This window comes from Streptomyces pactum (assembly GCF_016031615.1).
In the GTDB taxonomy this organism is placed as follows: domain Bacteria; phylum Actinomycetota; class Actinomycetes; order Streptomycetales; family Streptomycetaceae; genus Streptomyces; species Streptomyces pactus.
This window is the reverse complement of the sequence record NZ_JACYXC010000001.1, coordinates 530,464-548,929: the sequence shown is the minus strand read 5'-3', so window position 1 is coordinate 548,929 and position 18,466 is coordinate 530,464. Positions and strand designations below refer to the sequence as shown.

At 76.4% G+C, this 18,466-nt stretch carries 15 protein-coding genes and 1 pseudogene; 14 read left to right on the top strand and 2 right to left on the bottom strand.

What is annotated here, in order from left to right; all coding sequences use genetic code 11:
- Window positions 1–39 precede the first annotated feature (39 nt).
- From IHE55_RS02180 to IHE55_RS02125, 13 genes and pseudogenes are all read left to right on the top strand, one after another.
- Entirely contained in the window at window positions 40–483 is a 444-nt protein-coding gene (locus IHE55_RS02180; protein WP_197987459.1) for a phage tail protein, read from the top strand.
- On the top strand, window positions 483–944 hold the full coding sequence (locus IHE55_RS02175; RefSeq protein WP_197987458.1) for a hypothetical protein: 462 nt from the start codon (window positions 483–485) through the stop codon (window positions 942–944). Before IHE55_RS02180 ends, IHE55_RS02175 begins: the two co-directional genes overlap by 1 nt.
- Window positions 941–1,084 (top strand): DUF6760 family protein, encoded by a 144-nt coding sequence (locus tag IHE55_RS02170; protein ID WP_197987457.1) that lies wholly within the window; start codon window positions 941–943, stop codon window positions 1,082–1,084. The genes IHE55_RS02175 and IHE55_RS02170 overlap by 4 nt, the downstream gene beginning before the upstream one ends.
- Before the next feature lie 2,952 nt (window positions 1,085–4,036).
- The gene (locus IHE55_RS02165) at window positions 4,037–4,459 is read left to right on the top strand and encodes a hypothetical protein (protein ID WP_197987456.1); all 423 of its coding nucleotides are present in this window, start codon (window positions 4,037–4,039) and stop codon (window positions 4,457–4,459) included.
- A 154-nt stretch (window positions 4,460–4,613) separates the two neighbouring features.
- A complete protein-coding gene (locus tag IHE55_RS02160; RefSeq protein ID WP_197991732.1) occupies window positions 4,614–5,045 on the top strand; it encodes a phage tail protein in 432 nt (143 codons plus the stop codon).
- A gap of 65 nt (window positions 5,046–5,110) precedes the next feature.
- A complete protein-coding gene (locus tag IHE55_RS02155; protein WP_232265419.1) occupies window positions 5,111–6,031 on the top strand; it encodes a CIS tube protein in 921 nt (306 codons plus the stop codon).
- Between the two features lie 6 nt (window positions 6,032–6,037).
- Window positions 6,038–7,858 carry a VgrG-related protein gene (locus IHE55_RS02150; RefSeq protein ID WP_197987455.1) on the top strand — a complete coding sequence of 607 codons (1,821 nt, stop codon included), beginning with the start codon at window positions 6,038–6,040 and terminating at the stop codon, window positions 7,856–7,858.
- Between the two features lie 156 nt (window positions 7,859–8,014).
- Window positions 8,015–8,092, top strand: a pseudogene (locus IHE55_RS32945) (PAAR domain-containing protein); the annotation flags it as partial.
- A 97-nt stretch (window positions 8,093–8,189) separates the two neighbouring features.
- On the top strand, window positions 8,190–8,288 hold the full coding sequence (locus IHE55_RS32940; protein WP_372442744.1) for a PAAR domain-containing protein: 99 nt from the start codon (window positions 8,190–8,192) through the stop codon (window positions 8,286–8,288).
- Between the two features lie 2 nt (window positions 8,289–8,290).
- Window positions 8,291–8,698 (top strand): GPW/gp25 family protein, encoded by a 408-nt coding sequence (locus IHE55_RS02140; RefSeq protein ID WP_197991731.1) that lies wholly within the window; start codon window positions 8,291–8,293, stop codon window positions 8,696–8,698.
- Window positions 8,695–10,665, top strand: a complete 1,971-nt coding sequence (locus tag IHE55_RS02135) for a putative baseplate assembly protein (RefSeq protein WP_197987454.1) — start codon at window positions 8,695–8,697, stop codon at window positions 10,663–10,665. Before IHE55_RS02140 ends, IHE55_RS02135 begins: the two co-directional genes overlap by 4 nt.
- A gap of 1 nt (window position 10,666) precedes the next feature.
- Complete coding sequence (locus IHE55_RS02130) at window positions 10,667–11,230, top strand: phage tail protein (protein ID WP_197987453.1); 564 nt, start codon at window positions 10,667–10,669, stop codon at window positions 11,228–11,230.
- Window positions 11,231–12,002: 772 nt separating this feature from the next.
- Entirely contained in the window at window positions 12,003–12,839 is an 837-nt protein-coding gene (locus IHE55_RS02125) for a discoidin domain-containing protein (protein ID WP_307826473.1), read from the top strand.
- A 316-nt stretch (window positions 12,840–13,155) separates the two neighbouring features.
- Here the strand turns inward: IHE55_RS02125 and IHE55_RS02120 are convergent, their stop codons facing one another.
- Together IHE55_RS02120 and IHE55_RS02115 are read right to left on the bottom strand one after the other, a co-directional pair.
- Window positions 13,156–13,995 (bottom strand): endonuclease I family protein, encoded by an 840-nt coding sequence (locus tag IHE55_RS02120; protein WP_197987452.1) that lies wholly within the window; start codon window positions 13,993–13,995, stop codon window positions 13,156–13,158.
- Between the two features lie 175 nt (window positions 13,996–14,170).
- Window positions 14,171–16,261: a SpoIIE family protein phosphatase gene (locus tag IHE55_RS02115; protein WP_197987451.1), complete on the bottom strand. Its 2,091-nt coding sequence runs from the start codon at window positions 16,259–16,261 to the stop codon at window positions 14,171–14,173.
- A gap of 363 nt (window positions 16,262–16,624) precedes the next feature.
- Between IHE55_RS02115 and IHE55_RS02110 the strand changes: the two genes are divergently transcribed.
- A complete protein-coding gene (locus IHE55_RS02110) occupies window positions 16,625–18,130 on the top strand; it encodes a carboxylesterase/lipase family protein (protein WP_197987450.1) in 1,506 nt (501 codons plus the stop codon).
- Window positions 18,131–18,466 lie beyond the last annotated feature (336 nt).

Sequence of the window (18,466 nt, the reverse complement as noted above, 5' to 3'; positions counted from 1 at the left end):
ACCGCCGACGCACTACCGGACCATTCCTAGGAGGCTGGCATGCCGCTCCCCGATCTCGACAGCTCCGTAGGCCACTCCTTCGGCCTGGAGATCGACGCCGTGCTCATCCGGCAGATCACCGAGGTCACCGGCCTGAAGATGGAGCAGGACGTCATCGAGCTGAAGCAGAACACCGCCGACGGCAAGTACGCGATCAAGAAGCTGCCGGGCCGGCCCAAGGCCGGCGAGGTGACCCTGACCCGGGGCCTCACCGAGGACAACAGCTTCGAGAGCTGGATCACCGACTCCCGGTTCGGCCGGATGTCCTCCGCCCGCCGCAACGGCTCGATCATCGTCTACGACTACGAGGGCATCCCGATCAAGCGGTACAAGCTGGTCAACGCCTGGCCCAAGTCGCTGGAGATCAGCACCCTCAAGGCCGGTGACACCTCGGTGCTCACCGAGAAACTGGTGATCACGTACGAGAGCATGGAAGTCGAGTGATGCGCCGAGGCTTTCCGGCGCCCCCACCGCTCCAGGAGAGCGCCGCTCCGCCCGCCGCGGCACCCGCGCGGGTGGAGCACGCGCAGCGCCTGGTCACCGAGTTCCCGTTCGAGCTGCCGCGCGGGTACGTCGACGAGTCGGGCACCGTGCACCGGACCGGGGTGATGCGGCTGGCGACCGCCCGGGACGAGCTGATCCCGCTCCGCGACGACCGGGTCCGGGAGAACTCCGCCTACCTGTCGGTGGTGCTCATCGCCCGGGTCCTGACCCGGCTGGGCACCATCGAGGACGTCCATCCGGGCATCGTGGAGGACCTGTTCGCCTCGGACCTGGCGTTCCTCCAGGACTTCTACCGCCGGATCAACGCCGAGGGGCACACCCGGGCCGCCGTCACCTGCCCCTCCTGCCAGGAGAACTTTGCGGTGGACCTCGCCGGCGGTGGTCGCCTGGGGGAATCGTGACGTACGCGGCGGACCGGATCCACGAGGAAGTCGCGTACCTGGCCTACCACTTCCACTGGTCGCTCGACCAGATCCTCGACCTGGAGCACGCGGACCGGCTCCGGTACGTGGACCAGATAGCGCGGCTCAGCCGCGGCTGAGACGGCGGCCGGGCGGCCACCGCGGGACGGGCCGCACGGTGGGGCGCCGGGTGGCGGCGGCCCGGACGAGGGGGAAACGGAGCACCGATGGGATTGCTGTCCTGGCTGAGCGGCGGTCGCCGGGCCGCCGCGGCCGACGCCCCCGCGCCGTCCGCCGGCCCCCCGCCCGCCGAGCCGGCCCCGGCACCCGCCCGGCCGGCCGCGCCCGCCTGGCGGGAACTGCCCCCGGTGCAGCGAGCGGTACCGGGCGCCCCGCTGCTCACCGACCCCGACGGCTTCCGGGGGTCGCTCAGCGCCTGGCAGGACTCCAGCTTCCACCGCCCGCTCGGCCACCTGGTCAGCCCGCAGGCGCCGTCCGGCCTGGTGCACGGCCTGCTCAGCACGGCCGACCCGGACCCGGACCCCGCGGCGGGCCGGCGGACCGACGGCCCGGACAACGGCCCGGCCGCCGGCCCGGGTCCGACGGTGAGTCGGCAGGCGGACGGCACCGCGGCGGCCGAGCGGCAGCTGACCGCGGTATGGCCCCGGGGCGGTACGCGATCGGGCGCTCCGGTGGCGGTGCAGCGGACCGCAAGCCCCTCGCTGGTGGCGGCCCCGCGGCCGGAGACACCGCCGTCGGCCCTCCACCACCTGCCGGTGACCGGCCTGCTGGACCCGCCCGCCGCTCCGCCGCCCACGTCCGGGGACGGCCCGGGCGCGGACGGGGACGTGCCGGCTTCCGGCCCGACCGGCCCCCTCACCGGCCACCAGGTGGTCCAGCGGACCCTCGACCCCGCCGGGACCGGCGCGGACCCTGTGGCCACCGATCCGGCTCCGGTGGCGCAGCGGCTCGCCGACGCCGGCTCCGCCCCGGCGGCGCCGGACCCCGGGCCGCGGACTCCGGCCCCCCCGGCTGTGTGGGAGCGGCCGGTTCCGGAGGACGGCCCGCCGCCGGACCGGACGGCACCGGACCTCCTGCCGCCGGCCCCGGCCGGACAGGGGCCCGACGCGGCCGGCCCGGAGCCCGTTCCGGCCGGCCCGGAGCCTGCCACCGAGGGCGCGGAGCCGACCGCCTCCGGGGCCGGGCCGGTGCCCTCCGCCGCCGGGGTGGAGGCGATGCCCGAAACGTCCGCCGCCGAGGAGGTGCGGCCGATCGCCGTCCCGCTCCAGCGGGTGCTGGACACGGACGGTCCGCTGCCGGATGCCGCCGGCGGGACGGGTGCCGGTCCGTCCGGTCCGGTACCGCCGCCGGTGCGGTGGGCCGAGACGGGGGACCGGGCTCCGGTGCCGCCGGAACGCGCGGCGCCGGGCCGGCCGGCGGCGCCGGTGCAGCGGACGGCGGACACCGGCCGCCCGGAACGGGGCACGGTGCAGCGGACGGCGGACCCGGACGGCCCCGGCCCGGGACCCGCACGTCCGGCCCCGGCCGGGCACGGTTCCGGCCCGGCGCGGCGGTTCACGGACACCGGTCCGGCGGAACAGCCGCCCGTACAGCGGAGGTTGGATCCCGGAGGTGGGGGACCGGTCCCGGTGCAGCGGTCCACCGAGCCCGGCGGCGGACCGGCACCGACGCGGCAGCCGGCGGACCCGACGAGCTCGGCACCCGAGCCGGTGGGAACGGCCGGCCCGGCACCCACGCCGGCGGACCCCGGCCCTCCGGCGTGGCAGCCGGTGGACCCGGACGGGCCGGAGCCGGTACAGCGGAGCGTGGAGCCGCCCGGAGGGGACGGTCACCCCGGCCCCCGACACTCCCGCCGGCCCCTCCTCGGGCTGGGTGAACCGCTGACCGCCCTGCCGCCCACCGCCCAGCGCACCCCCGCGGCGGCCACCGGACCGGGGACGCGGTACTTCCCCGCGCCGGACGCCCCTCGAGGCGCTGACCTCGCCGTGCCCGACAGCGGCCGGGGTCCTGATGTGACCGTGCCCGGCGGCGGCCGGGGGCCGGACGTACCGGCGCCGGTGGCGCAGCGGTGGCCTTCCGACACCGGGGACCCGCCCGGCGTCCCGCCCACCGCCGCGCCACCGGACGCGGGTTCGGAGCCGGGTACCGGCGCGGCACCGGCGATGGTTCCGGAGCCGGGCCCGGACGCGGGGACGGGACCGGACACCCCCACGGGCCCGGACAGCGGCCCAGAATCTGACACCGGTACGGACGGGGGAGAGCGGCCGCTGCTCGGGGACGACCCGCTCACGCCGCACACCGCGGTGGAGTCCCCCGGCGGACCGACGGGCCCCGAGGCACCGCGGCCGGCGCCGGTGGCGCAGCGGCTGCCCGAAACCGGCGGCGCCCCGCAGCCGCCCGGCTCCACGACGCCCCGCGCACCGGCGGGCGGCCCGTCCCGGTCGGCCCCGGTGCCGGTGCAGCCGCTGCGCTCCGACGGCACACCCGCCGCCGGCCCGGGCCCCGGCCGCTCGGGCTCCGCCGGCGTCACCGCGCCGGTCGTGCCCCTGGTCGCCCAGCGCTCGGTCCCGCTGTACTCCGGGGCGCGCCCGCCGCAGGACGGGCCGTCGGGCCGGTTCACGTCCGAGTCTCCGGTCGTACCGGTCAGGTGGTCCACGACGACGGCCCCCGAAGCCGGCTCCGTAGCCGACCGGGACGCCGTCCAGCGGTCCGTGGCCCCGCCGGGCCCGGGCCGGACACCCGCACCCGGTCCGGGCCCGGGGGCGCCCCCGCACCCGGCGCCCGGCGTGTCCGGTGCGGCGGGCCAGGTGGTGCAGCGCTCGGCCGCACCGGCCGCCGTCCGGGACACCGGCGTCGCGGCCGGTCCCTTCCCCGCCCCTGCGGGAGTCCCGGCCGCCGCCGTCCCGCTGGGCCCGGGGGCTCCGGTCCCGCTCCAGCGCACCGCTTTCCCGGCATCCGGTCGGTCGGCGTCCGCAGCCGTACCGCCCGGGCCCTCGGCGTCGGCGGCACCGGCGACCCTCGGCCCGGCCGCGGTTCCCCGTGCGGTGGCGGGGCCGGGTTCCGTACCGGGGGTGATCGACGCCGGGGCGGTGGCCGTCGCGGCGGGGGTGGCGCAGCGTCTGGCCGACGGTTCGGTGGTATTCCGGCCCCCACCCGGAGCCCCGGCCGCGGTCCAGCGGGACGCGGACGCCGGGGGACCGGCGGGCGGGCCCCCGCCCGACGCGCCGGGCGAACCGGCACCGGAGCCCGCTCCCGGCCCCGATGTGGCACCGGACGCGGCACCGGAGTCGGCGGGCGCCGAGGGCGACGGCGGCGGGACCGCCCCGGAGTCCGGGCAGGCCGGGGGCGGGAAGGGCCCCGGCGGCAAGGGCGGGGCACCGGCCGTGACCGACGAACTCGTCCGCGCGCTCTATCCGCCGCTCAGCCGCATGCTCAAGGCGGATCTGCGGCTGGAGCGGGAACGGGCGGGCTTCCTGATCGACACCCGGCACTGACCCCGGCCGGCCCGCACCGCACCCGCAGCACCGCACCCGCACCACCGCACCGCAGCACCACACCCGCACCACCGCACCGCACCCACCGCACCACAACCGGCACCACAGGGAACGACGCTCGGACGTGAACGAGCGGCGAGAGAGGGGACAGGCCGTGCCCGCACTGGAGGACCCGGCGGTCAGCGTCTGCTTCGTCGTCACCATCGACGGCATCGAGCTCGGCTCGTTCAACACCTGTGAGGGGCTGGGCTGCGAAGTGGTGCTGGAACAGCGCGAGGAGGGCGGCAACAACAGCCACCTGTGGCAGCTGCCCACCCGGCTGAAGTACCCGAACGTGAAGCTGTCCCGGCCCCTGACCCGGGAGACCGAGAAGGTGGCCCGGTGGTTCGCCAGCATGACCACCGGCTTCAGCAGGAAGACCGCGCACATCGAGGCGCGCACCGGTGACGGCCAGAAGGTCGCCCAGTGGGGGCTGCTGGAGGTGGTGCCGGTGCGCTGGACCGGCCCCACCTTCAACCCCGAATCGCCCAAGGTGGCGATCGAGACCATCGAGATCGCGCACCACGGCTACGTGATGGAGGGCTGAGCGGTGCCGAGGACCGGAGACGACCCGGTGGCGGCACCGGGACGAGCGGCGGAGGGCGGTGCGGCATGAGCGCGCCGGTGGCGTTCAGCGCGGCAGGAGCCGGCGGCGGTGGTGGCGGTGGCGGCGGCGCGCGGCCCAAACTGGAGCACGCCTACCTGGAGTTGCGCACCCCGCCGCCGGGCGGCAGCCTCACCCCGGGCGGGCCCTGCGGCCGGATCGACTTCCAGTTCAACCCCAAGGAGCTGAGCGTCACCAAGGCGGCGGCGTGGAAGCGGAACAACGCCAAGGGGGCGAAGAGCGCCGGCCCGCCGGAGTACCAGGGACCGCAGCCCAGCAAGCTCACCGTCGAGATGTTCTTCGACGCCTCCGACACCCAGGACACCAGCGTGGTGAAGTCGGTCGAGCAGCTCTTCGCCTGCTGCGTGCCCACCAGCGAGACCCGGCAGCAGCAGCGCTCCTCGCCGCCGTGGGTGGTGTTCCACTGGGGCGGGCTCACCGGCTTCCCCGGCTACGTCAGCCAGGTGCAGGTGAAGTACACTCTCTTCACCACCTCCGGGGTGCCGATCCGCGCCGTGTGCCAGGTGACCATGGAGGAGATCAGCGGCGAGACCCCCGGTCAGAACCCCACCTCCGGCACCCTGCACGCCCGCCGGGTGCACCGGGTGCGCACCGGGGACACCCTGCCGCACCTGGCCTGGCGGGAGTACGGGGACGCCACCGTGTGGCGGGTGATCGCCGAGGCCAACGGGATCGACGACCCGATGCGGCTGCCCGGCGGCCGGGAACTGCTGCTGCCCGCGCTCGACGAGATCGAACGGCTGGGGGACGCCGCGCCCGGCGGCCCGGCCGGTGCGGCCCCGCCCGGACGGCCGCCCCGCGGGACGCTGCCGGACGCCGGCCCCGCCCACCGCGGCATCGAGGGCCCCGGCAGCGGGCCGCGCGCCCTGCCGCCCACCGCCCGTCCCGCACTCGGCCCGGGGCGGTGAGGGAGCGTGGTGCAGCAGAGCGTCGCCAAGTCCGTGGTGGTGGAGATCGAGGGCCGGCCGCTGCCCGCGGCCCTGGCCAACACCCTCGTCGAGGGCCACGTGGACGACAGCCGGACCCTGCCGGGGGTGTTCCTGCTCCGGTTCCGCGACCCCGGCCGGGTGCTGCTGCAGCAGGGCGGTATCAAGGTCGGCGGCAAGGTGCGGCTGATGGCCCGGGCCGGCGCCGGCACGTCCGGCGAACCCCTGCTCACCGGCTGCGTCACCGCCCTGGAGGTGGAGATCGACGACACCGGCACCTTCACCGTGGTCCGCGGCATGGACGACTCCTACCGCCTCTTCCGCGGCCGGCGGGTGGCCAGCTACCAGAACATGACCGTCGCCGACATCTGCTCCCAGGTCGCGCGGCGCGCCGGGCTGAAGACCGGCACCATCGACGTGGCCGGACCGGTGCTGGAACACGTCGCCCAGCCCGGCATCAGCGACTGGGAGTTCGTCCGCGGCCTGGCGGCCGAGGCGGGGGCCCAGGCGTACGTGGACGACGGGAAGCTGCACATCACCAGGCCCACCCCCGCCAGCGGGGCGCCGGACACCTCCGCGCGGGCCGACAAGAACCCCCTGGTGCTGGAGATGGGCGACAACCTGCTGCGCTGCCGGGCCGGGGTGTCGGCCGCCGAGCAGGTGACCACCGTCGAGGTGCGCGGCTGGGACGTACGCACCGCGCAGCCGCTCATCGGCAAGGCCCCGGCGAACCGGACCGGCACCCTGGAACTGGGCATCACCCCCGCCCAGGTCGCCCAGCCGTTCGGCGAGGCCGGCTACCTGGTCTCCGACGGCGCCTACCGCACCCAGGCCGAGGTGGACCAGGCGGCCAAGGCGCTCGCCGAGCGGATCGCCTCCTCCTTCGGCGAACTGGAGGCGGTGATCCGCGGCAACCCGTCGGTGCGCGCCGGGGGAGCGGTCACCCTCACCGGCGTCGGGGCGCCGTTCGAGGGCCGTTACACCGTCACCTCCGCCCGCCACGTGTTCCACTCCGCCCGCGGCTACGAGACCTGGATCAGCGTCTCCGGGCAGCAGGAGCGGACCCTGTCCGGGCTCACCGGCGCCACCGGCGGCGCCGGGCGGGGCGGCGGGACCGCCCGCTGCGCCGGGCTGGTCAACGGCACCGTCACCGACACCAAGGACCCGGAGGGCCTGGGCCGGGTCAAGGTGCGGTTCCCCTGGCTGTCCGACGAGTACGCCACCGACTGGGCCCGTACCGCCCAGGCGAACGGGCTCGGCGACGGCGAGTCGTTCATCCCGGAGATCGGCGACGAGGTGCTCATCGGGTTCGACCAGGGCCGCCTGGACCACCCGTACGTGCTCGCCTCCCTCTACAACGGGAAGGACAAACCCGGCCGGAGCGGTGCCGCGGCCGACGGCAAACCGGTGGACGGCACCACCGGCGCGGTCAACAAACGCGCCTTCGGCTCCAAGAAGGGGAAGCTGGAGGTGCTCGACGCGGCCGACGGCAACCAGGGCGTCCGGCTGTCCACCGAGGGCGGCAAACTCACCATCGACCTCGACCGCAAGGGCACCACCATCGTGGTGCACAGCGACGGCACCGTGGAGATCGACGCCAAGGAGACGGTGTCGGTGAAGGCCGGCAGCGGGGTGACCGTCGACGCCGGCAACGGCGCCCTGGAACTCACCGGTGACTCGGTCAAGGTGACCGCGCGCAACGGCGTGGAGGTCCAGGGACGGCAGGTGTCGGTCAACGGCACCGCCAGCACCGAACTGAAGGGCGGCCGGACGCTCAGCGTCAAGGCCGGACTGGTGGAGATCAACTGACGCAGGAACGGCGCGGAGCACCCGCGGCGGGCGCGGCGGCGTACGGACCGTCGGCGGCGCCGGGGTCCGGCAGCCGGGACCGGTCCGACGGCCGGCCCACCGGACACCGGCCGCCCGGGCGGCCGGACGGTTCACGAGACGAGGGGCGAGGAGCAGATGCCAGCAGCCGCACGGGTCGGTGACCCCACCGGGCACCCCGGAACGATCGGCGGACCCGGGGTGCCCACGGTGCGCATCGGCGGGCGGCCCGCCGCCACCGTGGGCACCCCGCACACCTGCGCCGCCCTCCCCCCACCCGCCGTCCGCCGTCGCACCCCCCGGCAGCACCACGGTGCGCATCGGCGGCCGGCCCGCCGCCCGGGTCGGGGACCTGGCGGTGTGCGGGGCGCCGATCCTCTCCGGCCACCCGACCGTCCTGATCGGAGGGTGACCGTGGCGCAGCAGTTCATCGGGGCCGGCTGGGCCTTCCCGCCCCGCACCGACGCCACCGGCAGCATCGCCCTGGTCGGCGGGGAGCGCGAGATCGAGGAGGCGATCCGGATCGTGCTGGGCACCTCGCCCGGCGAGCGGCCCATGCGCCCGGAGTTCGGCTGCGCGCTGGGGGAGTACGTCTTCGCGCCCGCCGACGCCGGCACCGCCGGACAGCTCGCCTACGAGGTGCGGCTGTCCCTGGAGCGGTGGGAGCCGCGGATCGAGGTGGTGGACGTGTCGGTCCGCTTCGACGAGGCCGACAACGGGGTGCTCTACATCGACGTCAGCTACCTCATCCGCGGCGCCAACGACCCCCGCAACCTGGTCTTCCCGTTCTACGTCATCCCGCAGCACGAGGAGGGCGCATGACGCTCCCCAGCCCCAACCTGGACGACCGGCGCTTCCAGACGCTCGTCGATGAGGCCAAGCGGCTGGTCCAGCAGCGCTGCCCGGAGTGGACCGACCACAACGTCTCCGACCCGGGCGTCACCCTGATCGAGGCGTTCGCCACCATGGTGGACCAGCTCGTGTACCGGCTGAACCGGGTCCCGGACAAGAACTACCTGGCCTTCCTCGACCTGATCGGGGTACGGCTGTACCCGCCCACCGCGGCCCGCACCGAGGTCACCTTCCGGCTCTCCGCCCCGCAGCCGGAACCGGTGCGCATCAAGGCGGGCACCGAGGTCGCCACCGTACGGACCGAGAGTGAGGAGGCGGTGGTCTTCACCACCGCCCGGGACCTGTCGGTGCCGCCCTGCTCCTACGCCCACCTCGCCACCTGGCCCGCCACCGGGGGCGCCACCGACCGCTCCGAGGAACTCGCCCTCGGCCGCGACGTGCCGCTGTTCTCCACCTCCCCGGTCCCCGGCGACTGCCTCTACATCGGGCTCTCCAACCCGGTGCCCGGCTGCGTGCTCGCCCTCCGGCTGGACTGCCGGGTCGAGGGCGTCGGCGTCGATCCCCGCCGCCCGCCGCTGGTGTGGGAGGCGTGGGACGGCAGCACCTGGGTGGCGTGCGAGGTGGACAAGGACGACACCGGCGGGTTCAACAAGGAGGGCGAGGTGATCCTCCACATGCCCGCCACGCACTCCGGCTCCGTCGTCGCCCGCCACTCCGGCGGCTGGCTGCGCTGCCGGCTGGTGGAGGCCGCCGCCGACCAGCCCGCCTACCTGCACTCGCCGACCGTACGGCAGGTCACCGCCTTCACCGTGGGCGGCACCGTGGAGGCGGCGCACGCCGAGACCGTCACCGAGGAGATGCTCGGCCTCTCCGAGGGCGTGCCCGGCCAGAGCTTCCAGGTGGCCCGGCCGCCGGTGGTGCAGAGCGAGGAGCCCTTCGTGGTGGAGGTGGCCGAGACCACCGGCTGGGTGGCGTGGACCCGGGTGGAGAACTTCGCCCACTCCACCGCCGCCGACCGGCACATCACCCTCGACCCCAACTCCGGCCAGGTGGACTTCGGCCCGGCGGTCCGGGAGCGCGACGGGACCCTGCGGCTGTACGGGGCGGTGCCGCCCCAGGGCTGCGCGATCCGGGTCCGCGGCTACCGCACCGGCGGCGGCCACCGCGGCAACGTGGCACGCGGGGCGCTGCGGGTGCTGCGCAGCTCGCTGCCGTACGTGGCCCGGGTGGAGAACCGGCGCGCGGCGGTCGGCGGGGTGGACGGCGAGACCGTGGAGAACGCCCGCGCCCGCGGCCCGATGACGCTGCGCACCCTGCACCGCGCCGTGGTCCCGCACGACTACGAGCAGCTCGCCCGCGAGGTCGCCCCGGACGCGGCCCGAGTGGCCTGTGTGCCGGCCGGCAACGTGCGGGACGCGCCCGGCTCGGACGAACTCCCCTCCGGGGTGCGGCTGCTGGTGGTGCCCGCCGGCCGCAGCGACGCCCAGGGCAGGATCCAGTTCGACGAACTCGTCCCGCCCCGCGACACCCTGGCGATGATCGCCTCCTACCTGGACGAACGGCGCCCGCTGGGCACCCGGCTGGTGGTCGAACCCCCCTACTACCAGGGGGTCACGGTGGTCGCCACGGTGCTGGCCGGCCGCGGCCAGGCCCCCGACCGGCTCCGCGAGGCGGCGCTCGCCGCCCTCTACGGCTACTTCAACCCGCTGACCGGCGGCCCGGCCGGGGAGGGCTGGCCGTTCGGCCGGCCGATCCACTCCGGCGAGGTGTTCGGGGTGCTCCAGCAGGTGCCCGGCGTCGACCTGGTGGAGGACGTCCGGCTCTTCCCCGCCGACCCGCTCACCGGGGAGCGCGCCGAGGCCACCGCGAAGATCGTCCTCGACCGGCACGCGCTGGTCTTCTCCTACGGGCACCAGCTCCGGGTCCGGGAGGCGTGAGATGCGCGCGACCCTTCCCGGACTGCCCAACCCGCACCCGCTGATCCAGCAGCTGCCCGCGCTCTACCAGGACCAGGACTTCCTCCGCCGCTTCCTCTCGGCGCTGGACGAGGTGCTGGCCCCGCTGCTGCTGACCCTGGACAACCTCCCCGCCTACCTCCACCCGCGCACCGCCCCCGAGGACTTCCTGAGCTGGATGGCCGGGTGGGTGGCGGTGGAGGTGGACGAGGAGCGGCCCGACACCCAGCGGCGGGCCGTGGTCGCCGGCGCCACCACCCGCCACCGGCAGCGCGGCACCCGGCAGGGCCTGGTGTCCGCCCTGCGGGTGGAGACCGGCGTGGAACCGGAGATCAGCGAGAGCGGGGGAGCCATCTGGTCGGAGACGTCGGGCACCGACCTGCCGGGCTCGGAGCGGCCGTGGGTGGCCGTCCTGCTGCGGGTGCCCGACCCGGCGCGCCACGACCGGGCCCGGCTGGAGCAGCTGGTGGCCGCCGAGGTGCCCGCGCACGTCGCCTACCAGCTGGAGATCGTGCCGCTGCCGACGGACGGAACGGAAACGCCATGACCTGCCCCGAGTGCGGACACCGCAACCCGGCCGGAGCGCAGTTCTGCGTCTCCTGCCAGTCGTTCCTGGAGTGGGACGACCGCCCCGAGGAGGAGCCGGGCCCGTCCGGCGCCGCCCCGGCCCGCCACGATCCGGCAGACGGCTCCCGGGGCACGCCCGCGGGGGCACCGCCCGCCGCGCCGGGACCCGCCGCACGGCCGGGGGCGCCGGGTGCGGGGCCGGGCCCGGCCGCCTCCAACTCCGCGGCCTCCGGTCCCGCCGCGTCCGGCCCCGCCGCGTCCGGCCCCGGGGCGTCCGGCACCGGCAGGTCCGGGCCGGAGGGGCGGCCGGCCCCGCCCGGCGCGGACACCCCGACGGTGCTGTTCGTCCCCGGTCCGGCGGCCGGCTCGCCCGACCGCCCCGGCCCGCGGCCCCGCCACCGTCCGGGACCGCGACCGGGGGCCGGGACCAGGGGCCGGGACCGGGGGCCGGGGAGGGCTCGGGGCCCGCCGCGTCCCGGCCGGCGTCGCAGGGGACGGCGGCACCCGCGTCGGCGGCTTCCCGCACCGGCCGCGCCCGGAACCGGTGCCGGCGCGGCCGGGACCGACGCGCCGCGGCCGTCCGCCTCCGGGGGCGCCCGGCTCGCCGGGCGCCGGAACCGGTCCGCGGCTGGTGGTCCCGCCGCTGCCGGCCGCCCCGCCCCCGGCGCGCGGCCGGGCCGGCCCCCGCGCCGGCGCCCCCGCCCGCGCCGCCGGCGCCGTCCTCCGCCGCGCCCCGGCGCCCCGGTGAGCGGGTGCGGCACGGCGACGGACCGGACCACCGGGAGGGGGACCTCGCCCCGCAGACCGGCCCGGCGGCACCCGCGACCCGGCCGCCGGCGCCCCGCGCGGTGGTGCGGCCGTGCCCCCGCTGCCGGGCCGACAACGCCACCGACCGGCGGCTGTGCACCCGGTGCGGCGCGCTGCTGGACACCACGGGCGCCTCCGACCGGCATCCCCCGCTCCCCTGGTGGCGCCGGTTCCTCCGCTGGGGTTCGGAACGGGAGCTGGCGGCCGGCAGCCGGCCGCGGGGCGGCAGATGGCCGCGGCCGCGGCTCGCGCTGCCCCTCACCGTCCTGCTGCTGGCCGGGCTCGCCTGGTTCGCCCGCTCGTACCTGAACGAGGCGTTCACCTTCACCCGGGACCAGACGTCCAAGCCCGAGGCGCTCCGCCCGGACACCACCCGGGCCTCCAGCGAGGCGTCCGGCCACCGGGCCGGCGCCGCCTTCGACGGCTTCAACAACCGCTACTGGGCGCCCGCCCGGGCCGGGGCGGGCCATGGACAGTACCTGGAGGCGGACTTCGCCGTCCCGGTCCGGCTGCGCAAGGTCATCATCACCCCGGGGACTTCCGCCAAGCAGGACGAGTTCCTGAGCCAGGCCCGTCCCTCGGAGATCACCGTGACGCTGACCACCGCGGACGGCGACCGCAGCACAAAGGCGCTCAACCTTGAGGACCAGGCCGGCCAGCAGACCTTCGATCTCCGGGGCACCGATGTGGTGCGCGTCCGGCTGACCGCCGACGCCGCCTTCGGCGCCCGGCCCGACCGCCGGTTGGCCGTCGCCGAGGTGGAGTTCTTCGGCCGCCGCTGACCGGGGCGGGCGGCGCCGCGGGCGCGCCGCCCGCCGGCGCCCGGCCCGCCCCGGAGCGGGGGCGGGCCGGGCGGGCGGTTGACGCGCGTGGGCCGGACACCGCGCAGGAGACCGGGCCCGCCCCACCCGCCCCCGCGCACCACGCACGCCCCGGGTGGCTCACGGGCCGCTCGCGTCTCGCCCGGCGGCCGTTCCGCGCGCACAACCGGCCCGCGGGCCCGCGCCCGGACCGCTACGCGCGTCACCCGGCCGCCGCACGGCCCCGCTACGCGCGTCACACGCCGTCAGGCCGCCGCACGGCCGGGCGCTCCGCGCGTCACCAGATGGCCTCGACCCACTCCGGGTGGTCGATGAACGGGTTCCGGTTGTGCTGGAACCGGTCGTAGATCAGCTGGTTGCGCTGCTTCTCGAAGGCGTCCGGCGGGTCCTCCTGGTTCCACTGCTTCAGCACCGACAGCCGGCCGTGGTAGGGCTGGGTCCCGTTGTTGACCCGGTCGTTGGGCTCCAGGTTCGGGAAGCCGTCGTTGCCCTCGTACCGGACGGCCATGTAGAGGATCATGCGGGCGACATCGCCCTTGACCGCGTCACGCGGCTCGAAGGAGTCGGCGTCGGTGTAGTTGCCGGCGGCGCCGCTCACCGCGCTGCCGCCGTTGTCGAAGTCCTTGTTGCCACGGATGCTGTTGACCGTCACGTCCTCGGGCCGCAGGTGGTGCACATCGGTGCCCGGCCCGGTGGTGGTGCCGAAGTCGCCGTGCGACTTGGCCCACACGTGCTCGCGGTTCCAGTCCCCGGTGTTGCCGCCGGCCCGGGTCTTGCTGATGGAGCGGCCGGTGTACAGCTCGATGACGTTCGCGGAGTTGGCCGGGTCCTGGTCGGTGACCTTCAGCGCCTCCCAGACCTGCGTGTAGCTCAGCTTGGTCTGGCTCCTGATGATGGTGTGCAGGGCGCTCTTCAGCTCCGTCCCGCTCTTGCCGATCGCGTTGCGGTAGTAGGTGTCGTCGTACGGGCTCACGGTGGCGGTGGCGGTGGCGGTGGCCGCGGCCGGCGCGGTGGCCGGGGACGCGGTGGCCGGGGCCTGGGCGACGAGGCCGGCCGCCACCGCGAGCGCGGCGGTCAGCGGCAGCGGTATCCAGCGGGACATACGGCGGTGGGACATGCGCGGGTCCTCTCCCGGGGGGCTTCGCGCCGGCCGCCGGGAGCCCGTGGTGGAGGCGTCCCGGCGTACGGACGAAACGATTTGTTGACACGTCAACCGGGAGCGTGACACAGACATGACACTCGGGTGTGAACCCGGAGCGGCGGTTGTGTGTCGGCGTTGTGGACGCGACGCGTTACGGGCGCGGGGCGCCGGCGTCGCCGGCCCGGGAGATCAGCAGCGCCACGTCATCGTGCTCGTCCGGATTGCGCAGCGCCGCCAGCAGCTCGTCGCAGAGCGCCTCCAGGTCGTCCCCGGCACCGGCGAGCAGATCCACCAGCTTGTCCAGCCGGGCGTGTATCGGCTGGTCCCGGACCTCCACCAGCCCGTCGGTGTACAGCACCAGCCGGTCGCCCGGGGCGAGCGGCACGGCGGTCTCCTCGAAGTGCACCCCGCCCACGCCCAGCGGTGCGCCGGAGGGCAACTGGAGGAGTTCGGGGGTGCGGCCGCGGACCACCACCGGCGGCACGTGCCCGGCCACCGAGACGGTGCACACCCGGCGGTGCGGGTCGTAGAGCGCGTAGATGCAGGTGGCCAGCGCCGGGTCCAGCCCGGTGGCCGTGCGGTCCAGGTGGCGGAGCACCTCGGCGGGCGGCAGGTCGAGTTCGGCCAGGGTCCGGGTGGCGGTGCGCAACTGCCCCATGGTGGCCGCGGCGTTGATGCCGCTGCCCATCACATCGCCCACCACCAGCGCGGTCCGGTCCCCGGCCAGGGGTATCGCGTCGAACCAGTCGCCGCCGACCTTCCCGGACGCGTGCGCCGGTTCGTAGCGGTAGGCGATCTCCAGCCCCTTGGGCTGCGGCGGACGGCGGAACAGCAGGTGCCGCTGGAGGGCGAGCGCGGTACGGCGCTCGTTCTGGTACCAGCGGGCGTTGTCGATGCACACCGCGGCGCGCGCGGCGAGTTCGGCCGCGAGCACCACGTCCTCCTCGTCGAACGGCACCGGGTTGCGCGCCCGGCACAGGTCGAGCGCGCCGAGCACCTCACCGCGGGCGATCAGCGGCACCGCCATGTAGGAGTGCACCCCGGACCGCGCCAGCAGGGCCGCCGCCTCCGCGTCCGGGGCGATCCGCCGCAGGTCCTCCTCGGTGACGTGCTCCACCAGCACCGGACGGCCGGTGGTCACGCACCGGGTGATGAGCCGGTCGGCGGCGTACGCGGCGATCTGGCCGGCCGGATCGGCCGCCCGCACCGCGTCGGTCGGGTAGGCGGTGGTGACCGCCAGCGCCCGGAACCGCTCGGAGCCGGGCGCGGCCGCGTCCGGCCGCCGGCGCCCCTCCAGCACCGCGTCGAGGATGTCCACCGCGCCCAGGTCGGCGAGTTCGGGAACGAGTACGTCCGCCAGCTCCCGCGCGGTGCGGTCCACGTCCAGCGTGGTGCCGATGGACACCGACGCGTCCGCGATCAGCGCCAGCCGTTTGCGTGCCCGGGCCGCCTCCAGAGCGGCGCGGTGCTGCTCGGTCACGTCGATCACCGAGACCGCCAGCCCGAGCACCCGCCCGCCCGGACCCTCCAGGCGGTAGTACGAGACCGACCAGGCGTGCTCGGTGCCCGGGTCGTCCAGGGGCCGGCCCACCGTGAACCGGTTGAGCTGCGGAACACCGTCGGCCAGCACCTCCCGCATGGTGCGGGAGAGCGACTCGGTGTCCAGGAAGGGCAGCGTCTCCTCCAGCCGCCGGCCGATGTGGTCCTCCACCGGGCGGCCGTTCATCCGGGCCAGCGCCGGGTTGACCATCACGTAGCGCAGCTCGGTGTCGTACACCGCCAGACCGATGGGGGACTGGGCCACCAGCCGCACCGACAGCGCCAGGTCCTGTTCCACCTCGCGCAGCACCGCCTGGTCGGCCGCGATGCCCAGGGCGTAGCAGGCGCCGCGCTCGTCCTCCAGCCGCATGTTGCGGAACTCCACCAGCCGGGTTCCGCCGTCCTTGTGCCGCACCGGGAAGACCCCCGCCCAGCTCTCCCCGGCGTCCATCACCTCGGCGAAGAGCCGGAGCACCTGGTCCTCGTGCTCGGGGGCCACCAGCAGTCGCAGTGCGTAACGGCCCAGCGCCTCCTCCGCGCTCCAGCCGAAGAGCTTCTCGGCCTGCGGGCTCCACAGGGTGATGCGCCCCTTGGTGTCCAGCACCACGGCCGCCACCCCCAGCACGTCGAGCAGGCCCTGGGGCTCGGCCGGACCGGCCGCCGCCGGGGCATGCCCTGCCGGGACCGCGTCCGTCGAACCCATCGAGGCACTCCTTCCGCCGGCCGTCGCGGGGCGGGTGGCCAGGGGCCGGTCGTCGCACCGCGTGCCTGCCCGCCGGCCTCCATCATCGCTCCGGGCGCAAGGTACTTCCAGATCAAGTGCGATGACCTTACCGGACGTGCCGGGCCCCCGCCGGTGCGTGGCGCGGCGCCCGCCGGGGCCCGACGGCGGCCGCCGGTGCGCCGGCGCCGCCGCCGCGGAGCCGGCCCGCGGACCCGGACCCCGGCAACCGGACGGCTACCGGCTGTGACGAACCGGCCCGGCGGGGGAAGGGTTCCGGCGGGGGCCGGCCGCGGTGTGCCGGCCGGCCCCGCCCGGCACACCCACGACGGGAGGCACCCACCGATGGACATCACCGTCCCCACCAGCCACGGAACCGTCCGCGGCCGGCAACGTCACGGTGTCACCGCGTTCCTCGGCATCCGCTACGCGGCTCCGCCGTTCGGGCCGCGCCGGATGCGGCCGCCGCAGCCGCCCGAGCCGTGGACCGGGGTGCGCGACGCCCTGGAGTACGGACCGAGCGCCCCGCAGCCCGGCTACCGGCCGCCGATCAGCGATCTGCTGCCCGACGCCCGGCCCTGGGGCGAGGACTGCCTGTGTCTCAACGTGTGGACACCCGGCCCCGGCCGCACCGGTGGCTCGCTGCCGGTGATGGTGTGGATCCACGGCGGCGCGTTCCGCAACGGCGCCGGATCGCTCCCGCTGTACGACGGCACCCGGCTCGCCGCCGACGGCACCGTCTGCGTCACCCTCAACTACCGCCTGGGCGCGGAGGGTTTCGCGCTGCCGGCGGACGGCACCGCCAACCTGGGACTGCTCGACATGATCGCCGCCCTGGAGTGGGTACGGGAGAACATCGCCGCCTTCGGGGGCGACCCGGACCGGGTCACCGTCTTCGGCGAGTCCGCCGGGGCGATGAGCGCGGTGACCCTGATGGCCGTGGAGCGCGCCCGCCCGCTGTTCCGCCGGGTCATCGCGCAGAGCGGGGCCGGCCACCACACCCACCCCGCCGACGTGGCCCGCCGCCTCACCGAGCGGCTCGCCGCCCTCGCCGGGACCCGTCCCACCCTGGAGGGGCTGGCCGCCACCCCGCCGGAGCGCCTGATCACCGCCAACACCGCGCTCGCCCAGGAGCTGGCCGGCAGCCACGACCGCGACCGCTGGGGGGAGGCGGCCGGCGGCACCCTCACCCTGCTGCCGGTGGTGGACGGCACCACCCTGACCGCCCGCCCCGCCGACGCCCTGGCCGAGGGCCACGCCACCGGGACCGACCTGCTGCTGGGCACCAACAGCGACGAGTTCCGCTTCTTCCTCGTCCCGGTGGGCCGCGAGCACCGGGTCACCGAGGCCGCGGTGCGCGCCCTGCTCGCCTCGTACGGCCTCGCCCCTGACCCGGCCCTGGCCGCCTACCGCGCGGCCCGGCCCGGCGCCACCCCCGCCGACCTGCTCTCCGCCGTGGTCACCGACCACGCGTACCGGATTCCCGCACTCCGCCTCGCCGAGGCGCGCGCCGCGCACGGCGCCGACACCTACCTCTACGAGTTCGCCTGGCCCTCACCCGCCTTCGACGGGCGGCTGGGCGCCTGCCACACCCTGGAGATCCCCTTCGTCTTCGGCACCCTGGGCACCGCGCTCACCGGCCCGGACGCCCCGGCCGGCCTCTCGGACCGGATGCGCGGGGCATGGACCGCGTTCGCCCGCGACGGACGGCCCGGCACCGCCGGCGGACAGCTGCCCGCCTGGCCCCCGTACGGCACCGAACGCGCCGTCCTGCGGCTGGGCGACGGCCCGGCCACGGTCCGCCGGGACCCCGCCCGCGCGGAGCGGCTGCTGTGGCAGCAGGTCCGCTGACCCGCCGGACCGGGCCCGGCGGACCGTCGGGTACGACGGGCATCCGGAAGGCCCGCCGGCCCGGCCCGCCGGGCCCGGTGCCGCTCCCGCCGCCTCCGGTGGTCCCGGCGGAGGCCGTCCGGACCCCCGGGGGCGGCGGACCGGGGGGTCCACCGGGGGTGGCGGACCGGGAGCCCGCGCGTGGGGCGCCCGGGGGGTGCGGCCAGGCGAGGTGCGGGCCGGGGCGGACGCCGGGGAGCGGTGTCCGGGGCGGCCGGTGTCCTGGGTTGTCCGGTGGCCGGCGCCGGTGTGTTCCCGGTGGGGGAGCGCATCGACGCCGGTGCGTTCCGGTGGGCC